This window comes from Vibrio sp. T20 (assembly GCF_007858795.1).
In the GTDB taxonomy this organism is placed as follows: domain Bacteria; phylum Pseudomonadota; class Gammaproteobacteria; order Enterobacterales; family Vibrionaceae; genus Vibrio; species Vibrio satsumensis.
In genome coordinates this window covers 125,164-141,248 of sequence record NZ_VFEB01000141.1, presented here as the reverse complement: position 1 = coordinate 141,248, position 16,085 = coordinate 125,164, and the positions used below count along the sequence as shown (strand labels likewise).

The following is a 16,085-nucleotide window of genomic DNA, read 5'->3' as shown; positions in this document are numbered from 1 at the left end:
CTTTGTGATTTTACTTTCATTGCACTCAATGCTCTGTATTAAGTGTCTACTTTTATGGGGTCACATCAAGATGCGAAGAGCTTAAAAGCCGATACAAGGTTAGAGTAAAACGTGACATTAAAACGCTGGCCTCGTCGTCACTCTACCCTGCTTTTCGTTTACTCGTATCCCGTTACTCGAATCTGCTCTTCCCCGATCTTCGAATCTCGGTTACCCGCATCTCGCTTACTCTTCTCTTTCTACTTAGAGTTCAACGCTCTTACACCGTCTTCTAATAATGTCAGTTGCTCAAAGCCTTGCGCGGTCGCAATTGGTTTAACGGTCGCGATCATCTGCAGCATTCCTTGATGAACGACTTGCTCAGTAATTTGAGCTTTTGGAGACATCGCAGACTGATAAGCTAACCAGCCCGATGCGATCAAGTGCAGCGACGTTACCATCGACTTCATCTCTGAGTCTGTCGCTTTAAGCAAGTTCAACTCCACAAAGGCCCTCATGATATCGACAAGGTTGGTTTGCAATCTTTCTTGCACGGCCATGTAATCAAGGTGGAGTTTTTCATCACGTGACAATATTTCAGGCAGATTCGCATAGAAGAATCGGTACTTCCACATCAGTGTGAAGATAGAATCTAAGTAGGTCTTTAGTAGCGTCAGGCTTTCTTGTTGGCCTTGAATCGGCGTGAACCTTTCAAGCAACTCTGTTGAATAGAGAGTAAAGATATCACGGACAATTTCTTGTTTGTTACGGAAGTGATAGTAGAGGTTACCAGGGCTAATCTCGATATGTTCAGCAATATGATTGGTCGTAATACTGCGCTCGCCGTGCTCATTAAAAAGCTCTAGAGCAGCGTAAACAATCTTGTCACGTGTTTTCATTAGTTATTAGTACCCCTATCCGTTTAGGGGGTCAGTATATCGCCACTAAACGGATAGATCGAGCTGTTAACATCTGGTCTAATTAGCAGTAGCTAAAATAGAGCCAAATTAATCGCTACTGTACTCAATCACTGCCAAAGAGGTCTCGTGTATAAACCTTATCTGCAACGTCTGCGATCTCTTCTACCATTCTGTTAGATACAATCACATCCGATACAGCTTTGAACTCTTCTAAGTCAGAATAAACCTTCGAGTTAAAGAAATGCTCTTCTTCCAACACGGGTTCGAACACCACCACTTCGATACCTTTAGCTTTCAAGCGCTTCATAATTCCTTGAATCGACGACGCGCGGAAGTTGTCTGAGCCGGCCTTCATGATCAAACGATAAATACCAACAATTTTAGGCGAACGCTTAATAATTGAATCCGCAATAAAATCTTTTCGGGTGCGGTTAGCATCAACGATGGCACCAACAATGTTGTTTGGTACATCTTGATAGTTAGCCAATAGCTGCTTGGTGTCCTTAGGTAAGCAGTAACCACCGTAACCAAATGAAGGGTTGTTGTAGTGATTACCAATACGCGGATCTAAACCCACACCTTCGATGATCTGACGTGAGTCCAAACCATGAGCTTCTGCGTAAGAGTCAAGTTCATTGAAGTAAGAAACTCGCATCGCTAGGTAGGTATTTGAGAATAGCTTTACCGCTTCCGCTTCCGTGGAGTTAGTAAATAATACGTCGATATTCTCTTTTTCTGCGCCTTCAACAAGAAGATTAGCAAACACTTTAGCGCGTTCAGAACACTCACCAACGATAATACGTGATGGGTGGAGGTTATCGTACAGAGCCTTACCTTCACGTAAAAACTCTGGTGAGAACATAACGTTTTCGCAACCTAGAGACTCTCTTATCTGTGCGGTGTAACCTACAGGAACCGTTGACTTGATGACCATTACAGCATCTGGGTTCATTTTCATAACATCTTTGATAACAGATTCAACGGAGGAGGTGTTGAAATAGTTAGTTTTAGGATCATAATCAGTAGGTGTTGCGATGATAACGAACTCGGCATCTTTGTATGCTGCTTTGTCTGTTGTTGCTCTAAAGTTAAGCTTCTTACTCGATAAGAAGTGTTCAATCTCACTATCAACAATTGGAGATTGCTTTTTATTAAGCATCACCACTTTGTCTTCAATAATATCAACAGCTACAACTTCATGGTTTTGTGCCAATAACATCGCATTTGACAAGCCAACATATCCAGTACCGGCTACTGCAATTTTCATATTAATACCTATAATTTTGAGTTATTTACTCAATTTAATCCATAAATTTACTGGTCATATCATACTCTGCTTGGAGAATTATTCCACTAGCCCGCCTTATCCATTCCTTGCTATACTCGATACAGTTTTGTATTCAAAAGAGTTAGAAAATTATGATTATCGTTACTGGTGGTGCTGGCATGATTGGCAGCAATATTGTTAAGGCGCTTAATGAAGCTGGCCACAACGATATACTAGTCGTCGACAACTTAAAAGATGGTAAGAAATTTAAGAACCTTGTAGACCTAGACATCACTGATTACATGGATCGTGATGACTTTCTAACTCAAGTCATGGCTGGTGATGACTTCGGCCATATTGAAGCGGTTTTCCATGAAGGAGCGTGCTCTGCGACCACTGAGTGGGATGGCAAGTACATGATGCTTAACAACTATGAGTACTCAAAAGAGCTACTTCATTACTGTGTTGAGCGTGAAATTCCGTTCCTATATGCCTCTTCCGCTGCAACGTACGGTGAAACTGATACTTTCATTGAAGAGCGAGAATACGAAGGTGCATTGAATGTCTACGGCTACTCGAAACAGCAGTTTGATAACTACGTTCGCCGCCTAACTGCAGATGCCGTAGCGCATAACGAAACGCTTCCACAAATCGTTGGCTTCCGTTACTTCAATGTTTATGGCCCACGCGAGCAACACAAAGGCAGCATGGCCTCAGTAGCATTCCATCTAAACAACCAAATGAACGCCAGCGAAAACCCTAAGTTGTTCGCAGGTAGCGAAACCTTCAAACGTGATTTTGTGTATGTGGGTGATGTCGCGGCAGTAAACTTATGGTTCTTAGAGAATGGTATCTCAGGCATCTTCAACCTAGGCACAGGGAACGCAGAGTCTTTTGAAGAAGTCGCAAAAGCAGTAATCAAGCACCACGGTAAAGGTGAAATCGAAACGATTCCTTTCCCTGAGCATCTGAAAGGTGCTTACCAAGAATTCACTCAAGCTGACTTAACTAAACTTCGCAATACAGGTTGCGATATCGAGTTTAGAACAGTAGCAGATGGTGTCGCTGAGTACATGAAGCTCGTAAACGCATAGCTGTAAGCTTCATATTTCAGATTAAGACTAATAGTGCATCCTGCTTTTGAGGGCGCATTATTGGACAATCTAGTAAACATAATCATTCCCCCGAGTGACCGATATAAAGTTAACTCTCTGATTTAAATAATGTAGTGAACGAATGACCACACAACGTAATGATTTTGATCCAAAAGCTTACAATCCTGAGTTTGAATGGGGATTTCTAGCACCTAAATACTGGGGAACTTGGATTGCTGTTCTATTGTCATCTTTAGTCTGCTTCTTACCTAATAGCACTCGCTTAGCATTAGCTAAGTTTATGGCTAAGCAAGCTGTAAAAATTAAGAATAAGGCTAACCGCCGAGCTCGTGTAAACCTTGAAATGTGCTTTCCCGAGCAATCGGTAGAACAGCGCGAAGAAACTCTCTATCAGTCATACGTTACTTCCATCTCATTTTTGATGGGGTTTGCATCTCTAACACTAAAGAGCAAAGATTGGCTAGAGAACAACACCTCGATAAACGGCCTGAGCAATCTAACCGATATTACGGACAGTGGCGAGAATGTGATCTTGCTGGTACCTCATACATGGGCTATCGATATCCCAGCGGTATTATTAGCATCACGCAATTTACCTGTGTCTGCGATGGCGAAAGCACAAAAAAACAAACTCAGTGACTGGTTGATGCACAGACAGCGAGTGCAATACGGCGGCCGAGTTTATGACCGTAGTGGTGGTATCAAGCCTTTCATCAAGTCTGTACGAGATGGCTACCTGGGTTATTACCTACCGGATGAGGATCTTGGTCGCGAGCACAGTGTGTTTGTTGATTTCTTTGCAACTCAAAAAGCGACAATCTCCGGCCTTGGTCGCCTATCAAAATTGAGCAAGGCTAAGATTGTTCCTCTGTTCGCTCAATACGATAGCGGCACTGGTCAATACACCCTAGACTTCTATCCTGCTTTACCATTTCCAACAGGAAGCGAAGAACAGGATGCCCGTATGATGAATCAATGTATTGAAGATTACGTGAGTAAGAATCCTGAGCAATATATGTGGATCTTAAGATTACTTAAGACTCGCCCTGAAAGTAACGTAAATCCTTATAATAGCTAGCGTGTACGAATCATAATGAATATTATCAAACGTAACTTATCCATATTGTTATTACTGCCTTACTTTATTGCAGTAACAGGTATGCTTGTATTAGATGGTGGTGATAAAAAAATCATTCCATTTTTTTTACTTAGCATAGCTGTTAGTATTTTTTTGTATAAAAAAGAACAACTCATTAAAAATCTTCAATCACCATTCATATTATTAATTTCTCTAGTTTGTCTATTTACTATCTTCAGTTACTATTACCATGGTGCTAGCTCAAGAGAAATAAGGGCTCTCATTGGTTCTACCTTATTTCTTATGTTCTTTCCATATAATCTCCTAAGCTATAGGGTTCTCACTTGGATTGTATTATCAAGCAGCATTGCTATATTTTTAAACAGCGTATACTTTAATGTATACATGGGAATTTCGCGCGATGCAGGTTATATAAACCCCATCCCTTACGCCACCTCATGTGCACTAATCGCCATTGTTTCTTTTTCATTATTATTAGAACAACCCTCTTTTAAAGAAAAACTTATACCTTCACTAGCTTTTATATTAGCTTTACCTCCAATAATTCTCAGTGAAACTAGAGGCATTTGGTTAGCCATAATTATAAGTATTTTAGTTATTGTCATCTTTAAGTATATAAAAAACCCACCAAGTCGAAATAAATTAATAGTTATATTGCTTACAACAACAGTATTATTATTTTCTGGAGCTTATTTATTTAAAGAAAAAATTACAGAAAGATATGTTCGTACTGTTTATGAGGTAGAACAAATCCAATCTGGAAATTATAACACCTCTATCGGACAAAGATTACAATTATGGCAAATAGCCCCTCAATTAATCAAACAGAAGCCATTGCTTGGTCATGGAAATGAAAAACCAAAGTTATTACAAGATAAGTTAAAAAACAACGAAATATCTAATCTAACTTTTCGTCTTGCTTCGCACCATTATCACAATCAGTTCCTTAATAAAATGGTTAAATCTGGAGCTTTAGGATTAATACTACTTATAAGCATATTAGTTTATCCTCTAGCAAGAGTTAAACATCTACAACCACTTGCTAAGTATATTACTATTGGTTCTGTCACTCTATTCTTTATTGCTGGGTTAACTGATGTACCTTTCAACCACCCTCAGCCACTCATGTTATACTTATTGTTTTTAGTACCTATTTGCTCAAAATACAAGAGAGTTACCAATGACTAAAATTTTCGTTATCAATTTGGAATCTTCTATAAAAAGAAGAAATAATATTAGTCGCCAACTAGATGAACTATCCCTTCCTTTTGAGCTATTTCCTGCAATTGATGGGAGAGTTTTACCTCGTCACCCATTACTCAAGCGCTATAATGATGAATTAAGCCAAACATATAGAGCAAAAACACTTAACGCAGGTCAACTAGGATGTTACGCAAGTCACTTTTTACTCTGGGAACAATGTGTAAAGCTAAATAAACCAATAATTATTATTGAAGACGATGCTTTGTTATTTAAAACGACATTTTTAGATTTTTTACAAGATATACCTGAACTACCTGAATCCATCGAGTGTGTTAGGTTATTCAATAACAAGCGTCGAAAGTTCAGTTCCTATTCTACATTTGAATGTTCATCGACCAGTATCCACAAATTTACAAAAGGGCACATGAGTACAACTGCTTATTACCTTACACCTGAAGGGGCGCATAAACTATTATTACACTCTAAGGAATGGTACATGGCAGTCGATATTTATATGGACCGTTTCTGGGCAAATGAAGTGGAATGCTATGGTACTAAAAACCCTTGTGTCACCAATGATCCTAAATTTGACTCTGAGATTGGCTATGCTAAGCGCACTACTACCCGAAGTTTTATTAAGAAGTGTAAGCGTGAATACTTCAATTTAAGTGAAACAATTCAACGTCACTTACATAATTTAAAATTCAAACTGAGTAGAAATAAGTCATGAATTCAACACATAAAGATATTTATCTCTGCTCGACGGTAAGGCACTTATTACTTAGCTTGTATAAAGCACAGGATGAGATTAATCCGTCGACCATAATTTATTTCTATGATTATCAAGATGTAGATCCTAAAGACATAGACACAGATCAACTCCCTACAAAAATAGAGTTAGTGTTAATGAATAGGGAATCGTTAGTTAATCATATAAAGAAGATTGGATATATTGGTAAATATATTTTATTTTGCTCTCTTCGTGGTTGGTCAATACCAGAACCATTAAAAAACATATTGATGTCTTCAATATATGAAAGCAATAACAACGTAAACTTAAAGGGCGGGATAAATAAACTATTCTTATTCAATGACAATAATAAGATGTCTAGGTTATTTCGCCTTCTAGTTAAATCTTACTCAATGATAGAAGATGGAATGGGTAATTACGTTGAGCACCAGATTGATGACAAACCCAAGCAATTATTTCGTTTGCTATCAAATCAACCGCCTAAGCATTACGTATTTGGCGAAAGAAAGCAATGTGACCACATTTATGTGATACACCCAGAAAAGTTACCAAAATCAGTACAACACAAAGGAAGAAGACTTGTTTTATCAAAAGATAAAGCAAAAATATCAAAAATTCAACAATGCTTTAAATTTGACAGTACTAATAATTTCGACAATAAAACATTGATCATCGCCACGCAACCCATATTTAACAAATTAAAAGGTAAGCTTAAAGACAATGGTTTCTTTTATGACATCTATAGTAGAGTAATATTAGAAAGTAAACATAAAGGTTTAACCCCAATTTTAAAGTTGCACCCAAAGGAAAGCGAGTCAGATTATTTATCTTTTAAAGAAAAAGGAGTGAGATTTTTATCTAATAAACTACCTTTGGAAATTTATCTACTATCTAGCAAAGATAAGGTTAACATAATATCAATTAACTCTTCAGCCGGGATGGGGATCGAGGAATATTGTGAAATATATAAATTAATCCCGGACAGCAAAGTTCATGACTTAGAAAATATATTAATTGAATTAGAAAAAAAACAAGATAGCCTTCAAGATTTAATATCTCTACAGCTATCTAATATCAAATAACTAACTATATAAATAAATTCAAGGATAAAGGAGTTCCTGAATTTATCTTAGTTAGAGCTTTTTTTCCCAGAACCTCTTCATAGTATTTTGGTGGTAAGCCAAAACCAGGCCTGATACTCCGAATATTTTCGGGAGTCAACAATTCACCTTCCGCTATGTCTTTTACCACATATAAAGAGCGACGAAACTTAACATTTCCCTTTTCCGCTTCTGTTCGCTCGTAGTTGACTTGCCCCATAGCTTGCCAAGCTGTTTTCGTATCTTTACATAATGCCGCTAACTCATGAGGCTCAAGAGAAAAGCTATCATCTGCGCCACCACCGTTTCGATCCATCGTGACATGCTTTTCTATCAAACATGCACCTAGAGTCACTGAGGCAACCGCAGTAGCATTGTCAATCGTGTGATCAGAAAGGCCTGACAAGACTTCGAATCGTTGTGCTATATCTGCAATAGTTTTTAAATTGTACTGTTCAGCCGGCGCTGGATACCCACTTACACAATGCAGTACAACTAGCTCAGTACATCCATTATCCCTCGCTGTTTTTACTGCTTCTGCAATCTCTTCCTCGTTGGCCATGCCCGTTGAAATGATCATCGGCTTACCGGTTTGAGCAACACGCTTGATCAAAGGTAAATCAACCACTTCGAAAGATGCTATTTTGTATGCGGGAGCGTCTAGCTCCTCTAATAAATCTACAGCGGTAAAATCAAATGGTGAACTAAATATCGTAATACCTAACTCTTTTGCTTTTTCAAACAAAGGTTTATGCCATTCCCAAGGCATATGCGCTTCTTTATACAACTCATACAGAGTTTGGCCATCCCATAAGCCGCCATGAATTTGAAACTCTTCCGAGTCACTATCCATAGTGATAGTTTCATGGGTATAGGTTTGAAGTTTAATCGCATCAGCACCTGCTTTTTTTGCTTCTTCCATAATCTGAAAGGCACGGTTTATATCACCATTATGGTTAGCAGAAAGTTCAGCAATAATATATGGAGGACAATTAGGACCAATTTCTCGATTATCGATGTATATGTTTTTATTCATTTTCTTCGTATACTCTCAATTTATCTTTCATAAGGTTTCTAATACCTTTCCACTCATGTGAAAAGATACCCAAATGTACTACATCGTGATATTCAGTCCCATTGAAGAAAGCATCTCGATGAGTACCTTCAACTTTAAAGCCAAATTTGGAATGTAACTTCACCACCGGTTGATTAAAGCCTAAAACCTCACAGCGTAATTTATGCAAATCTAATTCAGTAAATGCATGCTCTAGCGCTCGATATTCCATCAAAGAACCTGTGCCTCTTACCGCATTGGGCGATGCATAGAATGCCCAAGAAGCGATTCCAGGAATTCGATCTATATCAGTAAATCCAACAACACCTGCTGGCTCTCCATTTAACTCCGCTAGAAAATATTCTTTTGAACTATCCTTACACATGCTAGAAAACCATGACTTGTGCTCGTCCATAGTGATTTCATGAGAGGTGTACATGTTTTTTCTAACATCTGGAGAGTTTCTCCAAGCGAGAATTTCTTCTAAATCACTTTCTTCAAGTAGCCTAAATTTAATCACTCTTTGTTTCACGACAAAAGCCCTCCATTGTTTGAACGACCTTATTCGCACCTAAGCCATCAACTTCAAAATCACTAAAAGGTTTGATGTAATCCCACCTTTCACATAAACGCGCTAGCTCAAGTGCATAAGTATCTGTACTCGTCGTTATACCTTCACCCAAGTATTCAACAAACCCTAAATCTGACAAGTAATTTGAAAGTATTACTTGATTCTCCGCTACAGAAACTATCGAGGCAGGAACCCTAAGACAAAAACGCTCCCAGTTACTGACTCCTGAGGCGCCAATTGCATACTTGCTATTACTTAACGATAAGTCAAAACTCTCTAAATTTTTGTATATAGATACATTGCTATTTTGATTAAGCTTTAACAAAGCATCAAAACGAGGGTTGATTCTCCCCGTTATCAAAATAGTATTAAACGGGAGCCTCTTAAACTCATTTGCTGCAAGAATAAACTTCTCGCACTCATTTGTAGGATCTGTTCCACCAAAAAAGACTAAGATTTGATTAGATATTGAATCTCGGGGCGAATCCCGCAATGTTGAAAAGCTCTCTCTTAAAAGAGCATATTCAGGACCAAGGAGCTTGGTAGCAGTACAATTTAAGTATCTTTTTGAGATGTTCGGCCATAGATTTTGGTCAAGAATAATATCACTACAGTGTTTACGGTTAAGGTCATCAATCGATAAAATAGCGCATGACAGCTTACCAATAATGATACTTTCCCATTCATGGTCCAGCGCATAGTGGTCCACAATCACCCACTCGGAACAATCCACTTTAGATAAAAAATCATTTGCATCTTCTTCAACGCTACGTTGAAGCCAAGCTTTATAATCAGCGCTATGGGAGGGCGTCATTTGTAGGCAAGAGGGAGTCAACTCTAATACGTCAAAGCCTCTATCACAGATGTACGCAATCATGTCTCCAGGCTGAGGAATACAAGCAAAGCATATAGAAAAACCTTTACTCTTTAATACATCAGCAAGCACCAAACAACGCATGACATGGCCACTACCGATAAATAGTGACGCATCTACTCGGAAGGTAACCTTCATTGTTTATCCTAACCTCAATGCTGAGAAAAGAGATTCAGCCAGTTCCCAGTCTTCTTGGTTATCAATATCTTGAACGCGTTTTCTCGGTAAGAGCACAGCCTTAGAGTGGCTAGAAAACACCGATAATTTATTCAAGAAAGCATCTTTACGACCCCAATAAAATTGGCCAGCATCGTGATACGCTTCTTCCAAGTCTTGTGATCTTACCTGTTCGTTTTCAGGAGAAAACATCGAAACAGAACCTTGCTCATCAAGCTTAATTGCACGCTGAATCGGAAACGGAAACGACGTAGCACTAAATGTAAATTGCACACTAGTCCCCCTAAGTAGCTCGTAACCTTTCTGAAGATCTTCAGGTAAAACAAACGGGGCGGTAGCGTACAAACAACAAACATCACCAATATCCCAGCCATTGATATCGCACCAAGTTATTGCATGGTGCATTACATCCATGGTGGTAGCATAATCATCTGAGATATTTGAAGGCCGTAAAAATGGTACTTCAGCACCATATTTTTTCGCTACCTCAGCTATCTCAGCATCATCCGTAGAGACAATAACCTTATCAAAACAATCCGAAGCAAGTGCAGCTTCGATTGAGTAAGCGATCATAGGCTTACCATGAAAGTGCTTAATATTTTTACGAGGAATACGCTTGCTGCCACCACGTGCAGGAATAATAGCAACGTTCATTATTTACCTGTCAAAATTTCGGTTACTACACGAACAACGGTATTTTGCTGTTCTTCCGTCATACCGTGGAACATTGGCAGTGAGATTGCTTCTTGATAGTAGCGTTCTGACTCAGGGAAGTTCCCTTCAGAATACCCCATCGCCTGATAATATGGCTGCGTATGAACAGGAATGTAATGCAAATTAACGCCGATACCATTTTCACGCAGCGCGTCAAAAACTTGTTTATGAGTTAATGGTATCTCATCTAACTTCAAACGAATTACGAATAAATGGAGACCTGAGTACGTGTTTTCCAGTTGATAAGGAAGAACTAAAGGTAATTCAGATAACATTTGATTATAACGCTTAGACAACACATGGCGCGCCGCAACAAATTCATCAAGACGTTGCATTTGCGTGACACCCAATGCCGCTTGAAGTTCTGTCATGCGGTAGTTAAAACCTAAATCAACCTGTTGGTAATACCAGCCACCGTGAGAAGCTTCCGTCATCATTTCAGGATCTCGTGTAATACCATGACTGCGCAAGAGAGCCATTTTATCCGCTAGCTCTTTCTGGTTCGTTAATGCAGCACCACCTTCAGCCGTTGTGACAATTTTTACAGGGTGAAAACTGAACACTGTAATATCAGAATACTTACAATTACCGATTGGTTGTTCATGATATTGACCACCAATAGCATGAGAAGCATCTTCAATGACTTTAAAGCCGTATTCTTTGGCTAGCTTAGCAATGGATTCCATATCACAAGGCTGACCACATAAGTGAACAGGAACAACGACTTTAGGTAGAGTTCCAGTAGCTTTAGCAGTAATTAGCTTTTGCTCTAGCTTTTTAGGGCACATGTTATAAGTTGCTGAATCAATATCAACAAAGTCAACTTTAGCTCCGCAATAAAGACCACAGTTTGCAGATGCTACAAAAGTAATAGGAGATGTCCAAAGCCAATCTCCTTTGCCTAAACCCAAAGCGAGACAAGCAATATGTAGAGCGGAGGTTGCACTATTCACTGCTAACGCATACTGAGCACCAGTATGTTCTGTTAACGTTTTTTCAAACGCAGGAACTTGTGGTCCCTGAGTTAGGAAATCAGATTTAAGAACATCAACTACACTATCAATGTCTTGTTGACTGATATCTTGCTTGCCGTATGGAATCACTGTTTTACTCACACTGTAAATTTAGGGTCAACATGTTCTTTGATTAAGTCGCGTAGACCTTCAATCGTTTCCCACTCAGTATTGGTGCCTGAGTTGTATTTAAAGCCAAACGGTACTTTTTCAGCTTTATGATGATTCATGTACTCATCTTCTGTGTATGTAAAAGAGACAGAAGGAAGGATCGCGTAATAACGACCTAAATCAATTGTATTGAGAGAATCAGTATCAGTAATCATTTCTTCATGAAGTTTTTCACCTGGCCGAATGCCAACAACCTTAGTTGCCATGCCAGGCGCAATAGCTTCAGCGATGTCTAGAATTTTGTATGAAGGGATCTTAGGAATAAAGATCTCACCACCCAAATGGTTTTCAAGTGCATACATGACCATATTCACGCCATCTTGAAGAGAGATATTAAAACGCGTCATCTCTTCATGTGTAATTGGCAGTACACCTTCTTCTTTTTTCTGCATAAAGAATGGAATAACCGAACCACGAGAGCCCATCACATTGCCGTAACGTACGACACTAAAACGAATGTCTTTTGAACCTTTAATATTATTTGCAGCAGCAAAGAGCTTATCTGAAGCAAGCTTTGTCGCACCATACAAGTTAATTGGTGCACATGCCTTATCGGTCGAGAGAGCAACGACATCTTTCACACCACACGCAAGAGCTGCACTAATCACATTCTCTGCGCCATCAATATTGGTGCGAATACATTCAGTTGGATTGTACTCAGCAGTATCTACTTGTTTGATCGCAGCGGCGTGGATAATAACATCAACATCTTCACACGCTTGAATCATACGGTTACGATCACGAACATCACCAATAAAGAAGCGTAATTGTGGAAAATCCTTGTGAGGATATTGCTGCTTGATTTCAAACTGCTTCAGTTCATCACGAGAAAAGATAATGATCTTCTTTACGTCTTGGTATCGTTCCAGAATTGTTTTGATAAATTGCTTACCAAACGACCCTGTGCCACCTGTAATTAATACTGTCTTGTTATTTAGCATACTCAACTACTCTAATATATCTCTTTTGATCCTATGTCCTCTGACTTAGAACCTTAAATTCATAATTAATATCTAGCTACTTTATCTGACTAGTAACTTCTCAAAAAATTCCAGATGCTTCTTAACTGTCACTCGAGAACTGAAGCTTTCATCTAGGCGCTTCTTAGCCGCTTCACTCATGGCGGTGCACTTGGCCTTATCTTGCGCGAGTTTGTCCATAGCCTCACCCAACGCTTTGGCGTCACCAGTCGGGACGATATAACCTGTCTCGCCATCTACAACGAGTTCAGGGGCACCTCCAGTGGTAGTAACAACAGAAGTTGTGCCATTTGCCATTGCTTCAACAATCGTACGCGGTAGCCCTTCTCCGCTGATCGATGGCTGAACTTGAAAGTCTGCCATACACATAATTGATGGGATGTCAGTACGGTGGCCGATGTAGTGAATTCGCTCACTCATAGGGCTCGCTTTCATCTCATCAAAGTGAGGCTCATAGCCACTACCCGCTAAGATTAAGTGGAAGTTCGGTGCTGTAATGTATTTGGTCGCCTCAAGTAAAACAGAGATACCCTTACTTGGCCTTACATGCGCTGCAGTAATCGCGACGACATCATCTTCATTCAAGCCAAACTCAGAGTGCTCAGTTGGTGGTACTTTATACCAATCCAATTCATGCCCTTTGTATATGGTAACAACGTTATCTTTATTCTTCCAAACGCGCTTCACCACATCTTGTCGAACCGCTTCTGAAACACAGACAATACCGTCTACACGAGGGTGAAGTTGCGTTAAATAAGCACTTGGATCATGTCGATATAAACCTCCAGTAGTGCCTCGATAAACGACTAATTTAACGTTGAAACCAATACACGCAAACGCCGCATTAGGTATCGTCTTTGAGTTAAAAGCATAGCAGATGTCGTAATTGTGCGTTTTCAACTCATGGCGGATCTTTTTAATGGTATCAAAACAAATTTTACGCTTTGGATAACCATCAACGACTCGAATGCCGCACTCTTCTAATTTTGATACATGCTCAGACTCACCTTGGGTCATGATAGTGACTTGGTGACCTTGACGCGCAAGCTCAATAAAGATCGCGGCCTCAGGGCGTAAACTGTTCCATGCATGTAAGTAAGATGCACAAACTAAAATCTTCATCTCTCGGTTCCTATTTGGCTTGGTCTTTTGAGCAGTCATCTGAGCGGTTTTCAAGAATCCACAAACCGACATATTTATTGAAATTCACTTGAGCGTAAGTCATCGCCATAATAAAGCCGACACTGCCATCCATAAAGCCACGGCGAATGATATACACAAGGAAGAACGTCCATATAGCTCTTAGTAGAGCTAGGAATAGCCCGTGCGATTTCTTACCTTTACGATAGTATTTTTGCGAGCCTAGCCAAGCATACTGCGCTGCTTTATCTAGGCCGTGACCATAATCACGATGGGTGTAATGCAGAAGAAACCCCTTCAATACTCCTGTAGAACCTTGCTCCGGAACGACTGTCTCGTGCACTTCGTCCAACGTATATCGGGAGCCTTCTCTCTTGAAGAGTCTTAACACTGCACGAGCACTGCGGCCATGTTTTAGAGTCGTGCCATACAAAGTCACTCCCCAAGGAAGTTTATACGCAGTGTGTTTGATTTGATCTTGTTTTAATAGTTCAACTAGAGCATTGCTCATCTCTTCATCTAACGCTTCATCAGCATCGATTGATAACACCCAATCACATGTCGCTTTATCTAACGCTCGTTGCTTTTGTTTACCAAAGCCCGGCCAGTCTGTGATGGTCACGTTGTCTGTGTATTTTTGGCATATCTCAACAGTTGCGTCTGTTGAACCACTGTCTAAAACGATCAGCTCATCGGCAATATCAACCACAGATTTAAGGCAAGTTTCAATTCGGTCTTCTTCATTCTTGGTAATAACAATGACAGACAGGGTATGTTTTCTCATTATTCAGCCCTAGAATTTCCAATAGTTTAATGATTTACGGATCTTAAAGTTACGAATCCAATTTTTTGGCTTGTTATCTTGCCAACCGCTTTCTAACACTTCGGTAATAGCATCCAGAACTCTAGCTGAAGATTGTCCATCCAAATATGGCGTTATCGACGGACCATAATTAGCAATGGCTTTATCTCTTGCTTCATCAGGCAGCATCGCTTGTTGAATTGCTGATTCTAACTGTTCCGCTTGCGTTATATTAATGAAGCTCGCTTGAGGGTCTCGATTATTGACCGTAACAACAGGCTTATTGAGCAACAAAAATTCCTGAAATATCGATGAGTTATCACACACCATCACATCAGCACGATGTTGCATTTCAATCACTCGGTCATTATCGAAAAAGAGAAGGTTATCCCCTTCCAGTGCTTGATATTTCGCTCGTGTCTCTTGATTCATTTTAGGATGCAATGTCACTAACCATTGCCACTGGCTTTGTTGGCTTAGGCGCTTAAGCTCTTCATAAACCAATTCAGCACACGATAAGCTTGGCGAAAAAGTGGAAGCGAATAGAATTTGAGGTCTCTCATGACGGTTCTCACCAGCTTGATAATTAAACAAGCTATCTAGCTTCAGCCATCCGGTCTCTTTTACTTGAAAATAGCCGCGCTGTTTAGCTAGTGGTTCCAATGAACTCGTTCTTTCATGGCCTTCGGTGCAATACAAATCAAATAGACCACGCTCAGGATATAAGTTCCCTCGCTTACTCTCATTCAAACCGTGAAACACTTGCACCTTCAACCCTGGAATAAATGCAGGAATGCGATCCCCTGGCACTAAAACGGCCGAAGGATTGTAGGCAACAGCTTCTGTCAAAGACACACGCTGCTCTTGCTCTAATAAAAGATGTTCAGAAGCATCCTCACCAACCAGCAACCATTTAACGTCATGACCAAGTTGCTTCGCGTAGTTATAAAATGGGCGAAGAATAGCAAATGAGTAGTTTTGCTCGACATAGAGCAAGAAACGATAGGATTGATCGGTTTGCATAAGCGATGAGATAGAGTTCACCATTTCCGTTTGAAAGTGTCACTAAGCATTTAATTATAACGCTCTTTACTTTCGAGATTGAAGAAAATACTCTTCTGATTACTGATTTTACGCTCTGGTGTCACTGTTCTT

Annotated in this window: 16 protein-coding genes; 5 read left to right on the top strand and 11 right to left on the bottom strand. The window is 39.8% G+C overall.

The features are described 5' to 3' along the window. Positions 1–239: 239 nt before the first annotated feature. Both FTW16_RS17705 and FTW16_RS17700 read right to left on the bottom strand, forming a co-directional pair. Positions 240–878 carry a TetR/AcrR family transcriptional regulator gene (locus FTW16_RS17705; RefSeq protein ID WP_065675998.1) on the bottom strand — a complete coding sequence of 213 codons (639 nt, stop codon included), beginning with the start codon at positions 876–878 and terminating at the stop codon, positions 240–242. Positions 879–1,002: 124 nt separating this feature from the next. Continuing rightward, on the bottom strand, positions 1,003–2,166 hold the full coding sequence (locus FTW16_RS17700) for a nucleotide sugar dehydrogenase (protein WP_055320035.1): 1,164 nt from the start codon (positions 2,164–2,166) through the stop codon (positions 1,003–1,005). Positions 2,167–2,318: 152 nt separating this feature from the next. On the opposite strand from FTW16_RS17700, the gene rfaD reads away from it, so the two are divergent. From rfaD to FTW16_RS17675, 5 genes are all read left to right on the top strand, one after another. Then, positions 2,319–3,260, top strand: coding sequence for an ADP-glyceromanno-heptose 6-epimerase (rfaD, locus tag FTW16_RS17695; RefSeq protein ID WP_146492011.1), 942 nt, complete (start codon positions 2,319–2,321; stop codon positions 3,258–3,260). A 142-nt stretch (positions 3,261–3,402) separates the two neighbouring features. After that, a complete protein-coding gene (gene lpxM, locus FTW16_RS17690; protein WP_146492010.1) occupies positions 3,403–4,359 on the top strand; it encodes a lauroyl-Kdo(2)-lipid IV(A) myristoyltransferase in 957 nt (318 codons plus the stop codon). Positions 4,360–4,374: 15 nt separating this feature from the next. Next, complete coding sequence (locus FTW16_RS17685) at positions 4,375–5,568, top strand: O-antigen ligase family protein (protein WP_146492009.1); 1,194 nt, start codon at positions 4,375–4,377, stop codon at positions 5,566–5,568. Further along, positions 5,561–6,313 (top strand): glycosyltransferase family 25 protein, encoded by a 753-nt coding sequence (locus FTW16_RS17680; RefSeq protein WP_146492008.1) that lies wholly within the window; start codon positions 5,561–5,563, stop codon positions 6,311–6,313. The genes FTW16_RS17685 and FTW16_RS17680 overlap by 8 nt, the downstream gene beginning before the upstream one ends. After that, entirely contained in the window at positions 6,310–7,416 is a 1,107-nt protein-coding gene (locus tag FTW16_RS17675; protein WP_146492007.1) for a polysialyltransferase family glycosyltransferase, read from the top strand. Before FTW16_RS17680 ends, FTW16_RS17675 begins: the two co-directional genes overlap by 4 nt. A 4-nt stretch (positions 7,417–7,420) precedes the next feature. On the opposite strand, the gene pseI is transcribed toward FTW16_RS17675, so the two are convergent. From pseI to FTW16_RS17630, 9 genes are all read right to left on the bottom strand, one after another. Next, positions 7,421–8,470 carry a pseudaminic acid synthase gene (pseI, locus tag FTW16_RS17670; protein WP_081230179.1) on the bottom strand — a complete coding sequence of 350 codons (1,050 nt, stop codon included), beginning with the start codon at positions 8,468–8,470 and terminating at the stop codon, positions 7,421–7,423. Continuing rightward, positions 8,463–9,020 (bottom strand): UDP-4-amino-4,6-dideoxy-N-acetyl-beta-L-altrosamine N-acetyltransferase, encoded by a 558-nt coding sequence (gene pseH, locus FTW16_RS17665; protein ID WP_081230180.1) that lies wholly within the window; start codon positions 9,018–9,020, stop codon positions 8,463–8,465. Before pseH ends, pseI begins: the two co-directional genes overlap by 8 nt. Continuing rightward, positions 9,001–10,071, bottom strand: a complete 1,071-nt coding sequence (pseG, locus tag FTW16_RS17660; protein WP_146492006.1) for a UDP-2,4-diacetamido-2,4,6-trideoxy-beta-L-altropyranose hydrolase — start codon at positions 10,069–10,071, stop codon at positions 9,001–9,003. Before pseG ends, pseH begins: the two co-directional genes overlap by 20 nt. 3 nt (positions 10,072–10,074) lie before the next feature. Beyond that, the gene (gene pseF, locus FTW16_RS17655; protein ID WP_081230182.1) at positions 10,075–10,764 is read right to left on the bottom strand and encodes a pseudaminic acid cytidylyltransferase; all 690 of its coding nucleotides are present in this window, start codon (positions 10,762–10,764) and stop codon (positions 10,075–10,077) included. Further along, the gene (pseC, locus tag FTW16_RS17650; protein ID WP_146492005.1) at positions 10,764–11,939 is read right to left on the bottom strand and encodes a UDP-4-amino-4,6-dideoxy-N-acetyl-beta-L-altrosamine transaminase; all 1,176 of its coding nucleotides are present in this window, start codon (positions 11,937–11,939) and stop codon (positions 10,764–10,766) included. Before pseC ends, pseF begins: the two co-directional genes overlap by 1 nt. Next, positions 11,936–12,949: a UDP-N-acetylglucosamine 4,6-dehydratase (inverting) gene (pseB, locus tag FTW16_RS17645; protein ID WP_017630612.1), complete on the bottom strand. Its 1,014-nt coding sequence runs from the start codon at positions 12,947–12,949 to the stop codon at positions 11,936–11,938. Before pseB ends, pseC begins: the two co-directional genes overlap by 4 nt. Before the next feature lie 81 nt (positions 12,950–13,030). After that, positions 13,031–14,110 carry a glycosyltransferase family 4 protein gene (locus FTW16_RS17640; RefSeq protein WP_146492004.1) on the bottom strand — a complete coding sequence of 360 codons (1,080 nt, stop codon included), beginning with the start codon at positions 14,108–14,110 and terminating at the stop codon, positions 13,031–13,033. 10 nt (positions 14,111–14,120) lie between these two features. Beyond that, positions 14,121–14,912: a glycosyltransferase family 2 protein gene (locus tag FTW16_RS17635; protein WP_146492003.1), complete on the bottom strand. Its 792-nt coding sequence runs from the start codon at positions 14,910–14,912 to the stop codon at positions 14,121–14,123. A gap of 9 nt (positions 14,913–14,921) precedes the next feature. Continuing rightward, positions 14,922–15,953, bottom strand: coding sequence for a UDP-N-acetylglucosamine 2-epimerase (locus FTW16_RS17630; RefSeq protein WP_146492015.1), 1,032 nt, complete (start codon positions 15,951–15,953; stop codon positions 14,922–14,924). Positions 15,954–16,085: the final 132 nt, after the last annotated feature.